This window comes from Occallatibacter sp. (assembly GCF_036502485.1).
GTDB lineage: Bacteria > Acidobacteriota > Terriglobia > Terriglobales > Acidobacteriaceae > Telmatobacter.
The window spans coordinates 14084-31076 of sequence record NZ_DASXYM010000126.1 but is presented as its reverse complement, the minus strand read 5'-3'; the positions used below and the strand labels follow the sequence as shown (position 1 = coordinate 31076).

Sequence of the window (16993 nt, the reverse complement as noted above, 5' to 3'; positions counted from 1 at the left end):
CTCTACAACGGCGTCCTCGCCGTTCAACGCCGAACTCCCCTGTCGTTCCCAGGCTGGTCGTCCAGGTCATCCCCGGGCTCGGCTTCCGCGGATAACGACCGCTTCTGCTCGCGCGGCCCTCCTGCCATCGCGCCCGCGCCCATGATCGCGATCACGCTGGAGCCGCCCTTCACCCGCTGCCCCACCTTCACCTGGATCTCGGCGTCGCCCGGGATCACAATATCGGTCCGCGACCCGAACTTCATCATGCCGACGCGCTGGCCGCGCTCCACCCGGTCGCCCACCTTGAGGGGAAACACGATACGCCGCGCCAGCAGGCCGGCAATCTGCTTGAACACGATCTCCATGCCCTCCCCCCTCATCAGGACGATGTTGCGCTCGTTCACGTCCGAGCAGGCGGGGTTCATGGCATTCATGTACTTGCCCTTCTGATAGTCGATGCTGGCAATCGTCGCGGCGATGGGCGCGCGATTTACATGAACGTCAAACACATTCAGGAAAATGCTCACGCGCTGCCGTTCACCCTGCGGCGTGGAGATGGTAACAGTCTCAGTGACGAGTCCGTCGGCGGGTGACACAATCAACCCGGGCGCACTGGGAATGAGACGCTGCGGATCCCGGAAAAACCATAGAAAAAATCCCGCCAGCAGCAGAGGCAGAATCATCCACCACCACGCCCCGGTAAGCCAGCCCACCGCCACCGCAACCGCCAGCAAACTCAACCCGTAAATGTAACCGTCACGAACCATACGTCCTAACGATTATACGGTCGTTCCGCTCTGGGGGTTGCCGCGGGGACACACTTCCCGTGCATGCTCATTTGTGCGCGCCGCTCCGTCTACTGGATCAACCTGTTCCGCCCCGGGGGCCGGGATCTACGCTACCGCCTCATGACGGCGTTCGAGAGCGTGAATCAGGTCCTTCGCATGAAGCTTCAGCTTCTTCAACCGCACTTCCTCGAGCTGCTCGTCATCGGAGAGGTAGGGCTTCTGAAGCAGTTCTTCCAACCGCTGAGCGTAGCGATGGTGTTCGGCGTGCAGGCGGGTGATTTCTTCGCTCAGCGGATCGTGAATTTCGACCATGGTCCCTCCTTGAATTCATCAGACTCTTAGATATAGCTCTGCGACGCGCGACTCGGCAAGCGGGAACGGCCAGCGGAAGTTACTTTCGCTGTGGAATTCCCAGCCCCATCCTCGCCAATCGAAACAAACGAGACCCAGCCACGAATTCATCCCCTCGTCGCTAAGCTGCCTCTGGAGTCCCGTTCACCCCTCGCTTAGCCTTCCTGAGCGCAGCGAAGGACCCGCTGTTGCCCTTCTACGCTGTGGGATGAAGACCTTTACGCCGGACTCCGGGCAAGACGCTCCGTTCGAAGGGCTCAGCTTCTGCTATCCCAGGCCCAACCGCATCAACACCCCATCCTCCACCGGATCCGCATAATACCCCGCCCTGCGCCCGTTTTCCCGAAATCCAAGTCCCTCGTACATCTCCCAGGCAGCCGCATTCGACGCGCGCACCTCCAGCAAAATCTCGGTGCAGCCCAGGCGCCTGAGTTCCACCTCCAAAGCCGCGAACAACCTCCGCCCCACACCGCGGCGCTGATACTCCGCTGCCACCGAGATCGACTCAATCTCAGCCTCCGGCGCAACCACCGCAGCAACCACAAAGCCCACCACGGTCCCGGCCTCGGCCACCAGCGCTATACGCTGCGGCGCGGCCGCAAACACCGCCTCATACCCCGACCGGCCCCACTGCGGAGCATCCTTCAAGCTCGCCGCGATCGCCATCACGGCCGCTATGTCGTCTGGAGTCATGAGGCGAATCAGAATCTGCTCCGCCACCGCCGCCTCACCCGCGCCCCGAGGCGTTCGCCGCATCGCCAAAAATCTCAGCATCGGAACGCCGCACGTAGTGCCCATCCAGCAGCAGCACATCGGCGAACGCGCCAGCCTCGATCCGCGGCACCGCCAGCCGGATAGCGTCGGATGCGTCGGGCGGCTCAACCCGAACCAGTTCCGTCGAAGGCCACGCAACCCGCAGCAGTTCTGCAGCCGCCTCATCGCACACCGCAACACCTGCCGGCGCCGCGCCAAAGGCCGCCAGCTCGGCAGGTCCCGCCAGCAATTCCCTCCCCTGGGCGCGCAAAAACACCTCGTGGCGATGAGCATCCAGAGCGGCACCCGCCACCCCCGCCAACTGCGCCAGAATCTCAAGCCGAGACACCGCCACGACCTTCATCCCGGCGCCCTCGGCCAGCCCTTTCGCTGCGCTCAGCCCCACCCGTACCCCCGTAAAGCTGCCTGGCCCGCTCACCACCACCAGGCACCCGACAGAACCGAGCGACACCGCGTGCGCCTTCAGCAGATCACCCAACGCCGCGATCAGCGTCGCCGAATACGTCCGCCCCTCGAGCCGCGTCTGGCCCAGAATCTGGAGGCCATCTCCACCCAGCCGCGCCAGGGCGACCGTACCGGCCGGCCCGCACGTGTCGATTCCCAGAACCGCCATGGGGCTCAGGCTCGCCCCTGAATGCAGGATTGGATCGGAATTTGCCACCCTCCAGAATGGCATACCGGCACGGGCCGGTCGGCGCGACAGCCCCACTTCCGGTACTCTGGAAAAAGCACATATCCAATTCAATCCCTGACCCTGATCACTCGAGGAGCAGCATTTGGCGGCGGCGACGGCCACGGCACCACTGACCTTTCATGACGTCTGGCGCCCCCGCGCCAACCCGTGGGCCATTGCCGTCACGGTCACACTGGCGACCTTCATGGAGGCGCTCGACAGCTCCATCGCTAACGTGGCCATGCAGCACATCGCCGGAACGCTTTCGGCCAGTCAGGACGAAGCGACCTGGGTGCTGACCAGCTATCTGGTTGCGAACGCCATGGTCCTGCCCATCAGCGGCTGGATCGCCAACCGCATCGGGCGGAAGCGGTTCTACATGAGCTGCGTCTTTCTGTTCACCGTTTGCTCCTTCCTGTGCGGGATCGCGCCGACCTTGGGCGTCCTGGTGTTCTTCCGGGTCCTGCAAGGCGCGGCGGGCGGCGGCTTGCAGCCCAGCGAGCAGGCCATCCTGGCGGATACGTTCCGGCCGGAAAAGCGGTCGATGGCGTTTGCGGTTTACGGCGTGGCTGTCGTGATGGCGCCGGCCGTCGGGCCCACGGTGGGCGGATGGATCATCGACAACTACTCGTGGCGCTGGATCTTTTTCCTCAATATCCCGGTGGGAATTTTGTCGATGTACTTGTCCAACCGGCTGGTCGAAGACCCGCCCTATCTGGCCAAGATTCGCAAGCGAAAGGAAGGCATTGACGGCTGGGGACTTGGCCTTCTGATTCTCGCTATCGCCTCGCTGCAGATCATGCTCGACAAGGGCCAGGAAGACGACTGGTTCAGCTCGCGCTTCATCGTCGCCTGCGCCATTACCGCGGTGGTCGCGTTTGTGGTCTTCATCTTCCGCGAGTTGCACGTCGCGCACCCCATCATCGATCTGCGCCTCTACATGCGACGAAATGTGGGCATGACGCAGCTGGTTCTGTTCATGGTAGGCATATCGCTCTATACGTCCACCGTGCTGATTCCGCAGTTCTTGCAGGAGATCATGGGCTACAGCGCCCGGCAGGCGGGCATGGCTGTCTCAAGCGGCGCGCTGGTGCTGATGCTCCTGTTTCCGGTTGCCGGGTTCTTTGCGCCCCGGTTCGATCCGCGCAAGCTGGTGGCCATTGGCTTTCTGCTTACCACTCTGGGTATGATCCGCATGGCGAATCTGAACTTGAACGTGAGTTTCGGATTGGCGGTGAGCTGGCGCGCGTTCATCGCCCTGGGGCTCCCGTTCCTGTTCATTCCCATCAATACTCTTTGCTATGCGGGCATTCCTCAGGAGAAGAACAACGAGATCAGCGGCATGTCCGCGCTTTCCCGCAACCTGGGCGGCAGCGTGGGAATCAGCTACATGACCACGATGCTGGCGCGGCTGACCCAGCGGCATCTGGCCTTTCTGGGCGCTCATGCGTCGCCGGGGAATGGGCCGTTTGAGGCGATGCGGTCGGGATTGGCCGGGGCCTGGATTCAGACCGGGCTGGCGATGCCCGATGCCATGCAGCGCGCCGGCGCCCAGATCTACGGCATGGCGCAACGGCAGGCGCGCCTGCTGGCCTATGTCGACGTGATCTGGATCATGTCCGCAGTGACGCTGGTGTTGATTCCGATTCCTTTCCTGATGGCCAAACCCAAACGAGGCGGCTCCACCCCCGTCGGACATTAGTTGACCATTTCCGAAACTCTCACGTTCGCCGCACCCCTCCACCTCCTCAACCCCCGGTCATCCCGACCGCATTCGGATCAGCCCCGGCCTCGACCAGCGCCGCGATCGTCGCGCCCTGATGTTCCGCACTCCAATAATCCGAGCCGGGAATGCCCGCCGCGGCCGAGCGCAGTGGCGTCTGTCCATGGCGATTCGGGGCGCTCACATCGGCTCCTGCCGTCAGGAGTGCGCACACCGCCTCAACCCGGTAAGCGGTCGCCGCTAAATGAAGCGCGGTATCGCCGGCATAGATCCAGCGCTTGATGCCGGCGAGGAAGTAGCCTTCCTCGGAGCCGCGCGCCGCGCCCGTTACAAACCCCACCCGCCAACCCGGGGTTTGCGGCAAGCTGAGCGCGCCACGAGCCGGCATCCTCGGCGACAATGGCCGTAACCAGATCGCGAAGGGCGGCATCGCACGCGCTCATATGCTTGCCTGGCAGTTACACGCCGGCCAGCGCCTGATCGAGATCGGCGATCAGGTCTTCCTTGTCCTCGATGCCGATGGAAAGGCGGATGCGGCCTTCCGTGATGCCCATCTCCGCGCGCTCCTCCGCGGAAACCGAGCCGTGGGTCGTCGTCGCCGAATGGGAAGCCAGCGACTCGACCCCGCCCAGCGATTCGGCATTCAGAAAGATGTTCAGCCCCGCCAGGAACTTCGCCGCGTTCTCGCGCGAACCAATATCGAAGCTCATCATCGACCCGAAGCCCTTCTGCTGCTTCACTGCCAGGTCATACTGCGGATGGCTCTTCAATCCCGGGTACGCAAGCTTCGTCACCTTGGGATGCTCACTCAAAAACCTGGCGACCGCCTGCCCGTTCTCTTCGTGAGCCTTGATGCGCAAGGGCATCGTCTTGATCCCGCGCAGCACCAGGAAGCACTCAAACGGCGACATCACGCCCCCGGCTGCCTTCTGCACCAGGCAGAAACGCTCCTTGTGCTCCGGCGTGGAGCCGATCAACGCCCCGCCAATACCGTCAGAATGGCCGTTGAGGTACTTTGTCGTCGAGTGCATCACGATGTCAGCACCCAGCGCCAGCGGGCTCTGCAGGCAGGGCGACATGAAGGTGTTATCGACCGACACTTCAATGCCGCCGCGGGCGTGCGCAATCTCGGCGATTGCCGCGATATCGCTCAACACCATCAGGGGATTCGACGGCGTCTCCACGTGGATCAGCCTGGTGTTCGGCTTGATCGCCTTCTCCACGGCCTCCGGCTGATCGGTATTGACGTATTCAATCTCGATCCCATAGTTCGCAATGAACTTGTTGAACAGGCGCGCGGTCCCGCCATACACGTCCCTCGAGCACAGGAGATGGTCGCCGGCATGCAGGTCGGCGACCAGCGCGGTGATCGCCGCCATGCCCGAGGTGAAGGCATGACCACTGTGTCCGCCTTCGAGGGCAGCGAGGGCAGTCTCAAGGCGGTCGCGCGTGGGGTTACCGGCGCGGGAGTAGTCCCAGCCACGGTCGGTGCCGACTCCGGTAAGCTCGAAGGTCGACGACAGATAGACGGGGACGTTCACAGCGCCAGTGAGCGGGTCAGGCTCCGATCCGGCGTGCACAGCGAGAGTGGAGTACTTGTATTCGGGCATGTCCTGGTTGCGTGCTCCTGAAATGTCTCCTCTAGATTAACGTGCCGGGACAGAGCCCGCCCCTGACCGGACCAGCGAATCGAGGGGAGAGGCCCTGCGCTTCAATCGGGCCGGCGCGCCCTAGGAGGCAGGGTTGACAGAGGCGGCAGCCTGGAAGCTGCGGCTTCCACAAAGACAGCGGTGACTGTTACGGGCCCGTTCATCGCTACATGCGTGGTGGCTGTAGCGGAATCCTCAACCGGGCCCACCCAACCCGCAAACTCGTAACCCTTGTTGGGAAGAGCGCGGATAGCCACGCGCGCACCGGCGGCATACCAGCCGTTGCCGTCAGTGGAGACTGCGCCTGCGCCCAGCGGACTGGGAGACGCGGAGAGTCGGTAGGAACTGGCAAACGCCGCGATATAAACGGCATTCTCAGAGGCGGCAGCGACGCCGTGACTGGCTGATCCCCCGTCCGACCACAGCGTAAATATATCCACGGTGCCCGGTGTCGGCGCTTGTACCCGCTGCGTCGAGAGCGCATGGGGAGATCCGACATTCCAGGTAAAGCTCTGCGCGGCAATGTACGTCTTGCCATCGACGGAGAACGACAGCCCCGGCGGCACGGTGCGCACCGTGACTGTAGTGCTGATGTTCACGTTGACAGTGGCGCTTCCGGCGATGCGGGGGTCGGAACCGCTCGCGGTGATGGACTGGAGACCGGCGGTCCTGAGAGTGGCATCGGCCTGGGCAATCCCCGAGCCGCCCACGTCGAACGGCAGTGGGGCAATGATTGACGCAGAGGGATCAGAGCTACTGAGGCTGAGCGTACCGGAGAAGGCAGTATCGATGCTGTGCCCCGGTGAAGGGTTGATGACCGTAACGCTGAACAGGAACGGCCCGCCTGAGAGCACGGCGGAAGGCGCCTCGATCTGCAGCGAGGGGTAGACGCCGGTGATCGCGCAGTTCCTCAGCTTATTCGACCAGAGCGGCTGTACCTCCCAGGTGCGGCCCGAAACCATAATGGGGTAGTTGTTGCCCGCGGCACAGATATCGGCGATTTCACCGCAGTAGTGATCGTTGTCGGCCCAGGCGGCTGGCCACGCGTACTGGTTGCCCGTCACAAAGCCAACGTTCGGGTCCGTAACCGTTTCGGCGAGTTCGTGGACGCTGGTCGAAGTGAGATTGCCCAGGCCCGTGGTGCTGGCTCCGCAGCCAATAGAGCAGCCGCCCGAGTAGGTATCCATCAGGGCGTCGTAGAGAAGGTTCTGCTGCCGCGAAGCCAGGTGGACTGTAGCCGCGTTGTGATAAGCGCAGAAGTCCACGCAACTGGTGCCGATCGACGCGTCGGCCAGAGTCACCCCGGCCGGGAAGTAAACCATGTAGATGGTGCGCATCTGTCCGTCATAGGCGACGCTGGGGACAGGCAGCACATCCTGGTTGATTTGGCGGGCGAGTTCGGCTTGCAGATCGGCGTCCGTGAGGGTGCAGCCCGCCGGGCTTCCCTCAGGGCATTTGGTCGGTTTGAGGGTGATCCCTGCGGTTGCGGAGCCGGCGCCTACCGATTGGAGTAGCCCCCCCTTGTCTCCAATGGCGGGTGTATCCGTGGCGTATTCGGAGAGCAGGTACCAGTAATCCGATTGCGTAATATCCGCGAGGAATCGGGGAATCTCGGTCACGCTCGTGGGGTTGACGTCGGCATTCCAGAAGACGGGAACGAGCAGCGGATTGGCGATGACGGGACCGCCGTAATAGCTGAGTCGCGGCGAGGCGCAAGTGAGATCCCCGAGGCCGGGCAGGCTCATGGCACGCCCAGCAGGAAGACGTTTTGCACGGGGCCGCATGGGCTGACCGTGCACAACACCGCGGCGGAGAGAGAGCCCTTGGGGCTGCTGGGATTCGGCCGGACGAGCCCATGGGCCGCAGAAGAGCAGTGCCAGAACAGCGATCGGCGGGGCGAGACTCTGCAGTCGAGGCATGGCGAACCGCTGCCCTTTCATCCTGATTTGGGGGCTCCCCGCAACGCCCTCCACTCCGACAGCCTGCGCACACACCGGCTGTCAGGCAAAAGACTGCGCTCCCGCCAGTGAACCTCATCGGCTCAGGCTGAGAATGCATGAGGGTTTGCAAAGCGGCAGGGCTTGCGCATTGGACTGAGACAGAGAAGCAGGCGCGGTCTCGCGCCCGTCAGCCCTCTTCTGTCTGAGTGATCAGGTAGCGCTCGAAGCCGATTTCCTTGATCTGATGCACCTGGGCTTCGAGCCAGTCGACATGCCCTTCTTCATCCTTGAGGAGCCGCATGAACAGGTCGCGGGAGCCATTGTCCGCGTTTTCAACACAGATGCGGATGGACTCGTTGTAAGACGCCACCGCCCCGTGTTCGAGCGCGAGGTCGGACTCGATCATCTCCTTGACGCTCCGGCCAATCGTCAGGCTCATGGGCTGCATCGAGGGAGTGCCATCGAGGAAGAGAATCCGCTCCATCAGCACTTCGGCATGCTTCATCTCATCGATAGACTGCTTCTTGATGTAGCGCGAGTACTTCTTGTATCCCCAGTTCTCCGCCATTTCCGCGTGCAGGAAATACTGGTTGATGGCGGTGAGTTCGTCGCGCAAAGCTTCATTGAGCTGGTCGATGACTTTGGGATTGCCTTTCATAGTGCCGCCATTGTTGCAGAACTGTGCGACGATGACAATCCTGTCATTTTGCAGTGGATCGGAAACCGCAGAAACGCGCCGGAAACTGAAACGAACCTGGAGCCCTCGGCTCGGGCGGGATGACAGCCGGACTGAGTATGTTGCCGCCCGCGACTATTGGTTCTGCGCGCGAGTCGGTTTCTTGCTGCGCTGTTGAACCGGGAAGTAACCCGTGCGGGTGCGGACGGTGAGTTTCCCATGGCCCTGCTCGGCCGCATCCACCTGAACACGGCGGAACCCAGGCTCGCTCGATGGCTTGGAAGAGTGGTAGCCGATCGTGTACTGGCTGCGGATGTCGCGAGCCACCTCGGCGGCGATCTGGTCCACCTGCTCAAGAGACTTGGGAAAGAACGCCATACCTCCGGTTTCGGCCGAGAGCATTTCGAGGGCACGCCGGGCGTGGCGCTGTTCTGAGCGGCTCATCTCATCCCCAAAGAGCAGGCCGATCGAGTAGATCACCGGCCCGGAGAGTTGCTGCACCCTGCGAATGGTCTGCTCCAGGTTGAGGGTGGACGCATTGTCTTCACCGTCCGTGATAATGACCAGCACCTGCTTGGGGCGCTTGGCATCGGAGGCGAGCTTATCGGCCGAGGCCACAACGGCGTCGTAAAGGGCGGTGCCGCCGCGAGATTCGATGTGGGAGAGCCCGTCGCGCAACCTGCGCACGTCAGAGGTGAACTCCTGGTCGATGAAAGCTTCGTCAGAGAAGTTCACCACAAACGCTTCGTCGTTGGGATTGGAAGCCTCCACGAGATCAATGGCGCTCTTGTTCACCGCGGGGCGTTTCTTGGCCATGGATCCGGAGTTGTCGACGACAAATGCGATGGAGACGGGGAGATCGGTGTGCTGAAAGCTGATCACGTTCTGCTTCTGGCCGTCTTCAAGGACAGTGAAGTTGTCCTTCTGCAGGTCTTGCACAAGATGGCCGCCGGAATCGAGAACCGTGGCGTTCAGCACCACCTCTTCCACGTCATAGTGAAGAACGTACTGGCTGCCCTCTTTTTCGACATTGGGATGCTTGGCGGCGGAGCCGGGGGTTTCTCCGTCAGGCGAGCGCACCGGGTCGCGATCCACGGTGAGCGGCAACGCCTGCGTCTGACCCGAGGAAGAACGCGGAGCGGTAGTTTGAGCCTGAGCGGACGGCGCGCCAAACGAGAACCCGGCGGAAAACGACAGAACTGCAGAGAGTGCGCCCCCTAGGAGCGCGTTATTGCAATGGCGCATAGTAGCCCGTACGTGCATGGACGGTGAGCGGAGGCAGCCCCTGCGGTGGATTCAACTTCACCTTCACTTTACGCCACTTGCCGTCACGGTGCAGGTCCCGAGGGGTATACCCGATCACATACTGGTTGCGCAGCTCGGTCGAAATCTTCTCCGCGATGTCGCTCATTTCACTCAGGTCGTCGACACGGAACATGCGTCCGCCGGTCTCTTCACAGAGTTCGTTAAGGAGCAACGGGCCGGTACGCTCTTCAGGCGTCGCTGCATAAGGATCGAAGATACCGATGGAGTAGATCTCCACATCGGACTCCCGGACCTGCGCCTTGACCTCGCCCTCGGTGTAGCGGGATCGGTTGTCGCCGCCATCGGAGACCACCAGCAGCGCCTTGCGCTCGTGGCGGGCTTCCTTCATCTTGGCCACACCAAAGTAGATGGCGTCCAGCAAAGCCGTGCGGTGGCCGCTGCGGACGGTGGCGAGACGCGCCTGGATGTCTTCAACCGAACTGGTGAAATCCTCGATGAGTTCGGGGCGGTCGTTGAATCCAATCACGAAAAACTCATCCTGCGGATTGGCCGTCTTGATGAACTGCAGGATGGACTCTTTTGCGCGCACCAGCTTCGACGTCATGGAACCGGACAGGTCGAAGATCACCCCGATGGAAACCGGAGCGTCTTCTGCCGCAAACGTCTTGATCTTCTGCTCGCCATTGTTCTCGAAGATTTTGAAATCTTCCTGTTCGAGGCCGGTGACGAGCCGGTTCATCGGATCGGTAACGGTGACAGGCACCAGCACCATATCGACGTTCATGCGGATCACGCTTCCAGGCTTGACACGCGTGGAAGGAGCGCCAGTAACCGCCGGAGCTTCAGCGCCTTTGGGTTCCGCCGTGGGCGTAGTGGTGCCGGGCGGCGGAACGTGCACCTTGTTCAAAGGATCGTCCTGGGCACGTACAGAGGGGACCGCGGCAATCAGCGCCAAAGCGCAGACGGCAGGAAAGAGCCGATGCAGGGAGAAATGGCCTGTGAGCATTGAACGCAGAATAGGATATTTCCTCATACCGCTGCACCCATGAGTAGTACGTGATAGTAGCATGGCTGGTGTCCGGCTGTTGTCACCTCTCGGTAACAGTCTTTCTCCGATCAAAACGCATCAGCGTGGCCACCGCCGGTGCTCGCGATACAATCGACAGCAGAACCCACCGGGTCCTGGTTGTGGCGGCTTAACTTCTGCCGGTTCAACACGGAGCAAGAACCTTCCGCATGGCCATCCTCTTCCCGTTCCGTGCCTGGCGATACAATCCGGCCGCTGTCCGATTGGACGAAGTGGTTACGCAGCCTTATGACAAGATTTCCCCAGCCATGCAGCAGGCGTACTACCAAAGCAGCCCTTACAATATGGTCCGCATCCTTCTCGGCCTGCCTGAACTCTTCGATGCCGAGCGCGGGGAAAGTGTTTATAGCCGCGCGGCTCGTGACTTCAATGCATGGCGCGAACAGGGAGTGCTGATCCAGGAGAAAGCTCCCTGTCTATTCGCGTACGCGCAAACATTCAAGGTTCCCGGTGCCCTGCCCGGATCAGAAGTAGTGAAGGAGCGCCGCGGCTTCATCGCCCTCGGAAAACTCCACGACTATGCAGACCGCGTGGTCTTCCGTCATGAACAGACGCTTTCCAAGCCGAAAAGTGATCGACTGAACCTGCTGAAAGCAACGCGGGCCCACTTCGGGCAAATTTTCATGCTGTATTCCGATCCCGCCGGGAGCGTGGAGAAGATCCTTTACGACGGCAACGGCGTGCCCGACACCCAGATAACCGATGAGTATGGAGTCAACCACCGGCTGTGGCGCATCAGCGACGCCGCTACCATCCGCCTCCTGACCACCGCCATGCGCGATAAAAAGTTGATCATCGCCGACGGCCACCATCGCTACGAAACCGCGCTGGCTTACGCGAAGGAGCACGCTTCGCAGCAGACGGCCGCGCATCCGGCCAAAGCCGAGACCAGCGTGAACTCGCTGCCCGCTCCCCCCTATCCCGAAGCAGCGGTGATGATGACCTTCGTCAACATGGATTCAGACGGGCTCGTGATTCTTCCCACGCACCGCGTGGTCCATGGGTTGGCGTCATTCGAGCCCGCTGCTTTCATCAAGTCGGCCCAGCAGTACTTCACGGTTGAAACGCTCGCTGAAGCGAATGCGGCAGCCTATCTCAACACTCTCCAGGAACAGACAGACACAGCGTTTGTTGTCGTGACGCCACCAGGCTCCTGGCTGCTGCGGGCGAAGAGCGACGCAATGGCGAAGGCTCTGGCTGAAGTTCCTGAGCGACAGCGGCCACTGGATCTGACCCAACTACACGCGGTTGTGCTGGACAAGCTGCTGGGGCTTGACGCCGAAAAGGTGCGCGAGCAGTCCAACCTGCGCTACCTGCGCGATGCGGCGGAGGCGGTGGAACAGGTGCGGCGCGGGGAAGCAGATGTGGCGTTCCTGACCCGGCCGGTGAGCATGGAGCAATTGAAGGAAGTGGCATTTGCCGGCGAGGTGATGCCGCAGAAGTCTACCGATTTCTATCCCAAGCTGCTGAGCGGCCTAACCGTCTATGCCTTGGATTAGTCCTATGGTGGGCCTTCGCAGTCTCGTCGCCCAGAGGGGTGGTTCCATGGTATGGACCGGATGGAAGTCGCTGGTTTTCCCGCTCGTCACACTTGCATTGCCCGCGTTTCTTACACGGCCCGCACTGGCGCAGACTGAGATTTCACCCGCCACTGGACCCACGGGGCTTCAGGCCTGCGGAGACCCAAAAACGAAATTCGACGTGAAGTATACAGACGGTCACGTCGCTATTCAGCCCGTAGACGGCATGGCGGTGGTAGTAGTGATTGAGGACGACTCAAAGTTCGCCTCGTACCCCAAGCCAGTCACGCGAGTAGGGCTGGATGGAGAGTGGATTGGCGCTACGCGCGGGAATTCGTTCACCAGCTTCGTGATCAGTCCGGGCGAACATCACTTGTGCGCAAGCTGGCAGCCGCAGGCGGCTCTGGGATTGCCCGGAGCCACCGTTTACAAAAAGATGAGCCGCCGTTCCTCTGTGCAGAGCCTCCATGCACAACCGGGCGGTGTCTACTACTTCCAGATCAAAAACGTCTACTTCCTGACAGATATCTCCTACATGCTGGAGATCCACATGGACGCGGTGGACAAGGACGAAGGGGAGTTGCTGGCCAGCGACCGGAAGGGCAGCCAGGCCACAAAAAAATAACGCCGGCAGAAGAGCCAGGTGCTGGATTCCTTTGCCGGAAAGGTGAGATTTGCGGGAAACGCGCTCTTCATTCAGAGGCAGGGGAACATTGGGCCGGACGTTGGGGCCGGCGGTGCTCGGCGGGCTGTTGGTATGGGCAAACGCGCAAGAGCCTCCACACCCGGCGCGTCCGGCGCCTGACACGGCCGGCGCTTCGCAGGTACAGCCGATCGGTCCTGCACCGGTACCGCCTGCCGCGCCCCCGCGCTTCATGGTGGTGATTGACCCCGCGCATGGCGGGGACGATTCGGGTGGTCACCTGAGCGACGGATCGTATGAGAAAGCCGCTACGCTTGCCTTGGGCGTCCGATTGAAGTCGCTCCTGGGAGCACGCGGGATCCAGGTGGTGATGACCAGGGACGGAGACCAGTCGGTGAACATGGACCAGCGAGCGGCGGTTGCCAATCGCGCCAACGCGCAGGCATGCATCAGCGTGCATGTCGCTGAAACCGGATCGGGCGTGCATCTTTTTGCTTCGAACCTGGGACCGGTATCGGCTTCGCGATTCCTGCCCTGGAAGACGGCGCAGAGTGCTTACATCACTCGGAGCCTCGCTCTGACCGGCGCGCTCAACTCCGCGCTGCAGCACAGCGGGACAACCGTCACGCTGGGGAGGGTGACGCTGCCGGGGATCGACAGCATGACGTGCCCCGCCGTGGCCATCGAACTCGCACCGGAACGTGACTCCGACAGGAAGGTGAAGGCCGAGCCGGATGACGCCGATTACCAGGCGCGGATCGCCGGCGATCTGGCCAGCGCACTGCTGGAGTGGCGAGCCGAATCCGGCAACATGGGGGCGCGCCAGCCATGATTCCGCGCCACCAGGCTGTAATCGTCACCGTCCTTCTGCTTGCCTCGCTCATCATGGGCGCCGTCCTGTTCAGGATGCGCGAAAAGGCTCACCAGCAGATGCTGGCCGGCCAGGATTCGGCTCCCACACAGGCCCCCCAGGTGGCTGCGGCGGAACAGGCGACGCTCATGGTTGCCAGCGACGACAATAACTCCATTCGCGCGCAAGTGCACTCCCTGCCCCTCCCCAGCGACCCTGGGGCGCGAGCACGGGCGGTCCTGGGCAGGCTGCTCGATCTTTATGCCTCGACAGACTCAACGCATCCCGTACCGGGCGGGGCCACATCCGTGTCCCAGGTGTTTCTGCTACCGGTTCCGGCCAAAGGCGCAGCCGCATCGAAATCGGCGGGGAACTCGGCCGGGCCGGAACTCGCGGTGGTCAACCTGAAAGGCAGCTTCGTGGCGAGTCATCCCTCGGGCCTGGAAACGGAGAGCCTGACCGTGCTCTCAATCTGCGGAACCCTGCATGCGAATCTGCCGCAGATCACCCAGGTGCGATTCCTGGTGGACGGCGACCAACGGCAATTGCTGGCGGGGCACGCCGATCTGACGCGGACATATCTCACCTCCGATAGCGCCCCGGGCCCGGAGGGAAGTTCAGGGGCGGTGGAGATTCCGACAGACCCAGTTCCCGCGGTCACAGCTAAACCATGAGATCTCCCCACATCGGCGTATTCGATTCCGGCTTCGGCGGGCTCACCGTCCTGCGCGCGCTGCTGGGTCACATCCCGCATGCGTGCTACACGTTCCTCGGGGACACGGCGCGGCTGCCCTACGGGTCGAAGTCGCGGCGGACCATTGCGCACTACGCTTCCCAGGCAGCGCAGTTTCTGGTGGAGAAGCAGGGCGCAGAGTACCTGGTCATTGCCTGCAACACGGCCAGCGCGCTTGCACTCGATTCCATTCAGCAAGCCGTTCCGGTTCCGGTGCTGGGCGTGGTGGAGCCCGGCGCAGAAGCCGCGCGCGCTGCTTCAAAAACCGGCGACGTACTGGTAATCGCGACCGCGGCGACCGTGCAGAGTCATGCCTATGCCACCGCATGCCGGGAGCAGGGATTGCGAGCGCTCGAGAAGGCGTGCCCCTTGCTGGTGCCCTTGGTGGAGGAAGGCTGGACGGAGCATCCAGTGACGCGCCAGGTGATCGACGTGTATCTCTCTGAGCTGCGCGCCGAGGCTCAGGCGGAGGGGCTCCAATACGACGCTCTTGTGCTGGGATGCACCCATTATCCACTGATCCGCAGCCTTCTGGAGCAGGCCGTAACCCCGGGAGTGCGCGTGATTGACTCCGCTGAAGCGACCGCCGAGGCGGCGATGCGCCTGTTTGGACAGGACGGCGAAGCTCGTCCCTCGACAGCGCAGGTCAGATGCTTCGCGACCGACTCGGTGGAGAAGTTCGAGCGGCTGGGATCGCGATTCCTGGGCCGCCCCACGGGCAAGGTGGAGCTGGTGGATCTGGACGGCTAAAAAGGGCGGAAACATAATCGCCCACCTGAGAGCTCCAGAGGAGTGCCCTTGCCATGTTCGGAAAGCTCCTTTTCTTCGCCGCCAGTGAAACCCATCCCCCGAACGGCCCAACTTCTCGCATCCGATATGATCCGCATTCACCTTTCGCCACGCCGTGCTTCAAACAGCGCCGGATGTCGCGTCGTCAGACTTAAGCGGATTTTGCACGGCTGTGATGGCTGACACCGATGCGACCGGGCTGCCCGATGCACACTTCCAGCAGTCGTTTCACCCCTTCAACAACTCCAACGTGGGGCTTACATTCTCCGCGGACAGATATACGTCGTTATTTTGGTGGGTCCCTATGCGATCGAAAAGTCCTGAGTACCTGACCCTGCAGGCGGGGAGGGGACTCGCTGCTTTGTCGGTGATGTTGCTTCACATCGAAAACACCCTCGGAACTAACAAACATTCGGCGACACTCTACCCCGGTTACCAGGTGCTTCAGATTTTCCGGCCCGGCTATTCAGGAGTCGAGTTCTTTTTCGTGTTAAGTGGCTTCGTCATCTTTCTGGCCCACCGCCAGAAGCTTGGAGATGTAAACCAGATTCTGCCCTTCGTCATCAAGCGGCTTCGCCGAATCTATCCAATCTTTTGGGCCACCATGATGGTCATGATTCCGTTCAACTATCTCTTCATGCACCGCCGCTTTCAATTAACAAGGCTGCCGGCAGCGATCTTGATCCTTCCAATTCCCACCTCATTTTCTGGAGGACCACAAGAGGCATGGTTACCCGTTGAGTGGACCTTGCGCCATGAGATTCTCTTTTATCTGTTATTCCTGCTCGTGATCTGGCGGCCGAAGGTCGGAATCCCGGTCCTGTCTGCATGGAGCCTTGCTTCAGTCTGTGACATTTGGAATGTGTATCCCACCGGCTGGTCGGAGTTTCTTCTGAGCCGGTTCCACTTATTGTTCGGCCTGGGGGTACTGACCGCGTGGCTGTCTACCCGCCGAATCCGGCTGCCACGTACTCTTCTCTGCTGTGGGGGTAGTTTGTTTCTGGCTACGTGGATTACCTTTCTCTGCATCCCGAAGTGGCCACTAAGATATTTCGAAATGTTGTTCGGCCTGGGTGCCTGGCTCATGATCGCCGGTGCCGTCCGGATGGAACAGATCCGGCCGGTCCGCGTACCGGAGTTCCTTCTCCTGCTCGGAAACGCATCGTACGCAATTTACCTTATCCACTACCCGCTGGTGGCGATCGGTGTGAATGGAATCATCCGTGTATTCCCAGACACTGTCTTCCGCAATCTCACCTGTTTCGCGCTGACTGCCGTGGTTTCCGCCCTGGGAGGCATTGCGTTCCATCTGTATGTTGAGAAGCGATTGATCGCGCTCTGCGGGCAGTGGACATCGCATTTCGTGAGAGCCTTACCGCAGAGAGATCTGCATTCCATCGCCCGGGTGTGACCAACTGTTTGCCGAGACGATTGCAGCCCGCCACTTAAGCTCATGCCGTGTCACGCCCCTTAACGGAGCCAGAACCGGGGTGGCACCCTGGGCAGGGACAATGCCGAACTGTCGCCGCAATCCGGTGACGTGACCTGA

Annotated in this window: 17 protein-coding genes; 7 read left to right on the top strand and 10 right to left on the bottom strand. The window is 61.6% G+C overall.

From position 1 onward, the window contains the following. Positions 1-23: 23 nt before the first annotated feature. The 4 genes from VGL22_RS16290 to tsaB form a co-directional block, all read right to left on the bottom strand. On the bottom strand, positions 24-749 hold the full coding sequence (locus VGL22_RS16290; protein ID WP_465267998.1) for a phosphatidylserine decarboxylase: 726 nt from the start codon (positions 747-749) through the stop codon (positions 24-26). A gap of 126 nt (positions 750-875) precedes the next feature. After that, on the bottom strand, positions 876-1082 hold the full coding sequence (locus VGL22_RS16285) for a YdcH family protein (protein ID WP_465267997.1): 207 nt from the start codon (positions 1080-1082) through the stop codon (positions 876-878). Positions 1083-1388: 306 nt separating this feature from the next. Beyond that, positions 1389-1877 (bottom strand): ribosomal protein S18-alanine N-acetyltransferase, encoded by a 489-nt coding sequence (gene rimI, locus VGL22_RS16280; protein ID WP_465267996.1) that lies wholly within the window; start codon positions 1875-1877, stop codon positions 1389-1391. Beyond that, positions 1849-2508, bottom strand: coding sequence for a tRNA (adenosine(37)-N6)-threonylcarbamoyltransferase complex dimerization subunit type 1 TsaB (gene tsaB / locus VGL22_RS16275; RefSeq protein WP_465267995.1), 660 nt, complete (start codon positions 2506-2508; stop codon positions 1849-1851). Before tsaB ends, rimI begins: the two co-directional genes overlap by 29 nt. Before the next feature lie 163 nt (positions 2509-2671). Here tsaB and VGL22_RS16270 point away from each other — a divergent pair, with 163 nt between their 5' ends. Continuing rightward, positions 2672-4270: a DHA2 family efflux MFS transporter permease subunit gene (locus VGL22_RS16270; RefSeq protein ID WP_465267994.1), complete on the top strand. Its 1599-nt coding sequence runs from the start codon at positions 2672-2674 to the stop codon at positions 4268-4270. Positions 4271-4316: 46 nt separating this feature from the next. Here VGL22_RS16270 and VGL22_RS16265 read toward each other — a convergent pair whose 3' ends face one another. From VGL22_RS16265 to VGL22_RS16240, 6 genes are all read right to left on the bottom strand, one after another. Beyond that, on the bottom strand, positions 4317-4655 hold the full coding sequence (locus VGL22_RS16265; RefSeq protein ID WP_465267993.1) for an ankyrin repeat domain-containing protein: 339 nt from the start codon (positions 4653-4655) through the stop codon (positions 4317-4319). A gap of 94 nt (positions 4656-4749) precedes the next feature. Continuing rightward, positions 4750-5901, bottom strand: coding sequence for a trans-sulfuration enzyme family protein (locus tag VGL22_RS16260; protein WP_465267992.1), 1152 nt, complete (start codon positions 5899-5901; stop codon positions 4750-4752). Positions 5902-6002: 101 nt separating this feature from the next. Beyond that, positions 6003-7685 (bottom strand): InlB B-repeat-containing protein, encoded by a 1683-nt coding sequence (locus VGL22_RS16255; protein WP_465267991.1) that lies wholly within the window; start codon positions 7683-7685, stop codon positions 6003-6005. Positions 7686-8067: 382 nt separating this feature from the next. Further along, the gene (gene bfr, locus VGL22_RS16250; protein WP_465267990.1) at positions 8068-8538 is read right to left on the bottom strand and encodes a bacterioferritin; all 471 of its coding nucleotides are present in this window, start codon (positions 8536-8538) and stop codon (positions 8068-8070) included. 153 nt (positions 8539-8691) lie between these two features. Beyond that, entirely contained in the window at positions 8692-9663 is a 972-nt protein-coding gene (locus VGL22_RS16245) for a VWA domain-containing protein (RefSeq protein ID WP_465267989.1), read from the bottom strand. A gap of 121 nt (positions 9664-9784) precedes the next feature. After that, entirely contained in the window at positions 9785-10855 is a 1071-nt protein-coding gene (locus VGL22_RS16240) for a VWA domain-containing protein (RefSeq protein ID WP_465267988.1), read from the bottom strand. A 203-nt stretch (positions 10856-11058) separates the two neighbouring features. On the opposite strand from VGL22_RS16240, the gene VGL22_RS16235 reads away from it, so the two are divergent. The 6 genes from VGL22_RS16235 (at position 11059) to VGL22_RS16210 (ending at position 16855) form a co-directional block, all read left to right on the top strand. Then, entirely contained in the window at positions 11059-12408 is a 1350-nt protein-coding gene (locus VGL22_RS16235) for a DUF1015 domain-containing protein (protein ID WP_465267987.1), read from the top strand. Between the two features lie 46 nt (positions 12409-12454). Beyond that, positions 12455-13054, top strand: coding sequence for a hypothetical protein (locus VGL22_RS16230; protein WP_465267986.1), 600 nt, complete (start codon positions 12455-12457; stop codon positions 13052-13054). Positions 13055-13142: 88 nt separating this feature from the next. Further along, positions 13143-13904: an N-acetylmuramoyl-L-alanine amidase family protein gene (locus VGL22_RS16225; protein WP_465267985.1), complete on the top strand. Its 762-nt coding sequence runs from the start codon at positions 13143-13145 to the stop codon at positions 13902-13904. Then, positions 13901-14596, top strand: coding sequence for a GerMN domain-containing protein (locus VGL22_RS16220; protein ID WP_465267984.1), 696 nt, complete (start codon positions 13901-13903; stop codon positions 14594-14596). The genes VGL22_RS16225 and VGL22_RS16220 overlap by 4 nt, the downstream gene beginning before the upstream one ends. Then, positions 14593-15405 (top strand): glutamate racemase, encoded by an 813-nt coding sequence (gene murI, locus VGL22_RS16215; protein ID WP_465267983.1) that lies wholly within the window; start codon positions 14593-14595, stop codon positions 15403-15405. The genes VGL22_RS16220 and murI overlap by 4 nt, the downstream gene beginning before the upstream one ends. Positions 15406-15619: 214 nt before the next feature. Further along, positions 15620-16855 carry an acyltransferase family protein gene (locus tag VGL22_RS16210; RefSeq protein WP_465267982.1) on the top strand — a complete coding sequence of 412 codons (1236 nt, stop codon included), beginning with the start codon at positions 15620-15622 and terminating at the stop codon, positions 16853-16855. Positions 16856-16993: the final 138 nt, after the last annotated feature.

Bases quoted from the DNA above. Each gene is read 5' to 3' on its own strand.
- VGL22_RS16290 (WP_465267998.1), bottom strand. From the start codon at position 749: ATGGTTCGTGACGGTTACATTTACGGGTTGAGTTTGCTGGCGGTTGCG.
- VGL22_RS16285 (WP_465267997.1), bottom strand. From the start codon at position 1,082: ATGGTCGAAATTCACGATCCGCTGAGCGAAGAAATCACCCGCCTGCAC.
- rimI (WP_465267996.1), bottom strand. From the start codon at position 1,877: ATGCGGCGAACGCCTCGGGGCGCGGGTGAGGCGGCGGTGGCGGAGCAG.
- tsaB (WP_465267995.1), bottom strand. From the start codon at position 2,508: ATGGCGGTTCTGGGAATCGACACGTGCGGGCCGGCCGGTACGGTCGCC.
- VGL22_RS16260 (WP_465267992.1), bottom strand. From the start codon at position 5,901: ATGCCCGAATACAAGTACTCCACTCTCGCTGTGCACGCCGGATCGGAG.
- VGL22_RS16255 (WP_465267991.1), bottom strand. From the start codon at position 7,685: ATGAGCCTGCCCGGCCTCGGGGATCTCACTTGCGCCTCGCCGCGACTC.
- bfr (WP_465267990.1), bottom strand. From the start codon at position 8,538: ATGAAAGGCAATCCCAAAGTCATCGACCAGCTCAATGAAGCTTTGCGC.
- VGL22_RS16240 (WP_465267988.1), bottom strand. From the start codon at position 10,855: ATGAGGAAATATCCTATTCTGCGTTCAATGCTCACAGGCCATTTCTCC.
- VGL22_RS16235 (WP_465267987.1), top strand. From the start codon at position 11,059: ATGGCCATCCTCTTCCCGTTCCGTGCCTGGCGATACAATCCGGCCGCT.
- VGL22_RS16230 (WP_465267986.1), top strand. From the start codon at position 12,455: ATGGTATGGACCGGATGGAAGTCGCTGGTTTTCCCGCTCGTCACACTT.
- VGL22_RS16220 (WP_465267984.1), top strand. From the start codon at position 13,901: ATGATTCCGCGCCACCAGGCTGTAATCGTCACCGTCCTTCTGCTTGCC.
- murI (WP_465267983.1), top strand. From the start codon at position 14,593: ATGAGATCTCCCCACATCGGCGTATTCGATTCCGGCTTCGGCGGGCTC.
- VGL22_RS16210 (WP_465267982.1), top strand. From the start codon at position 15,620: ATGGCTGACACCGATGCGACCGGGCTGCCCGATGCACACTTCCAGCAG.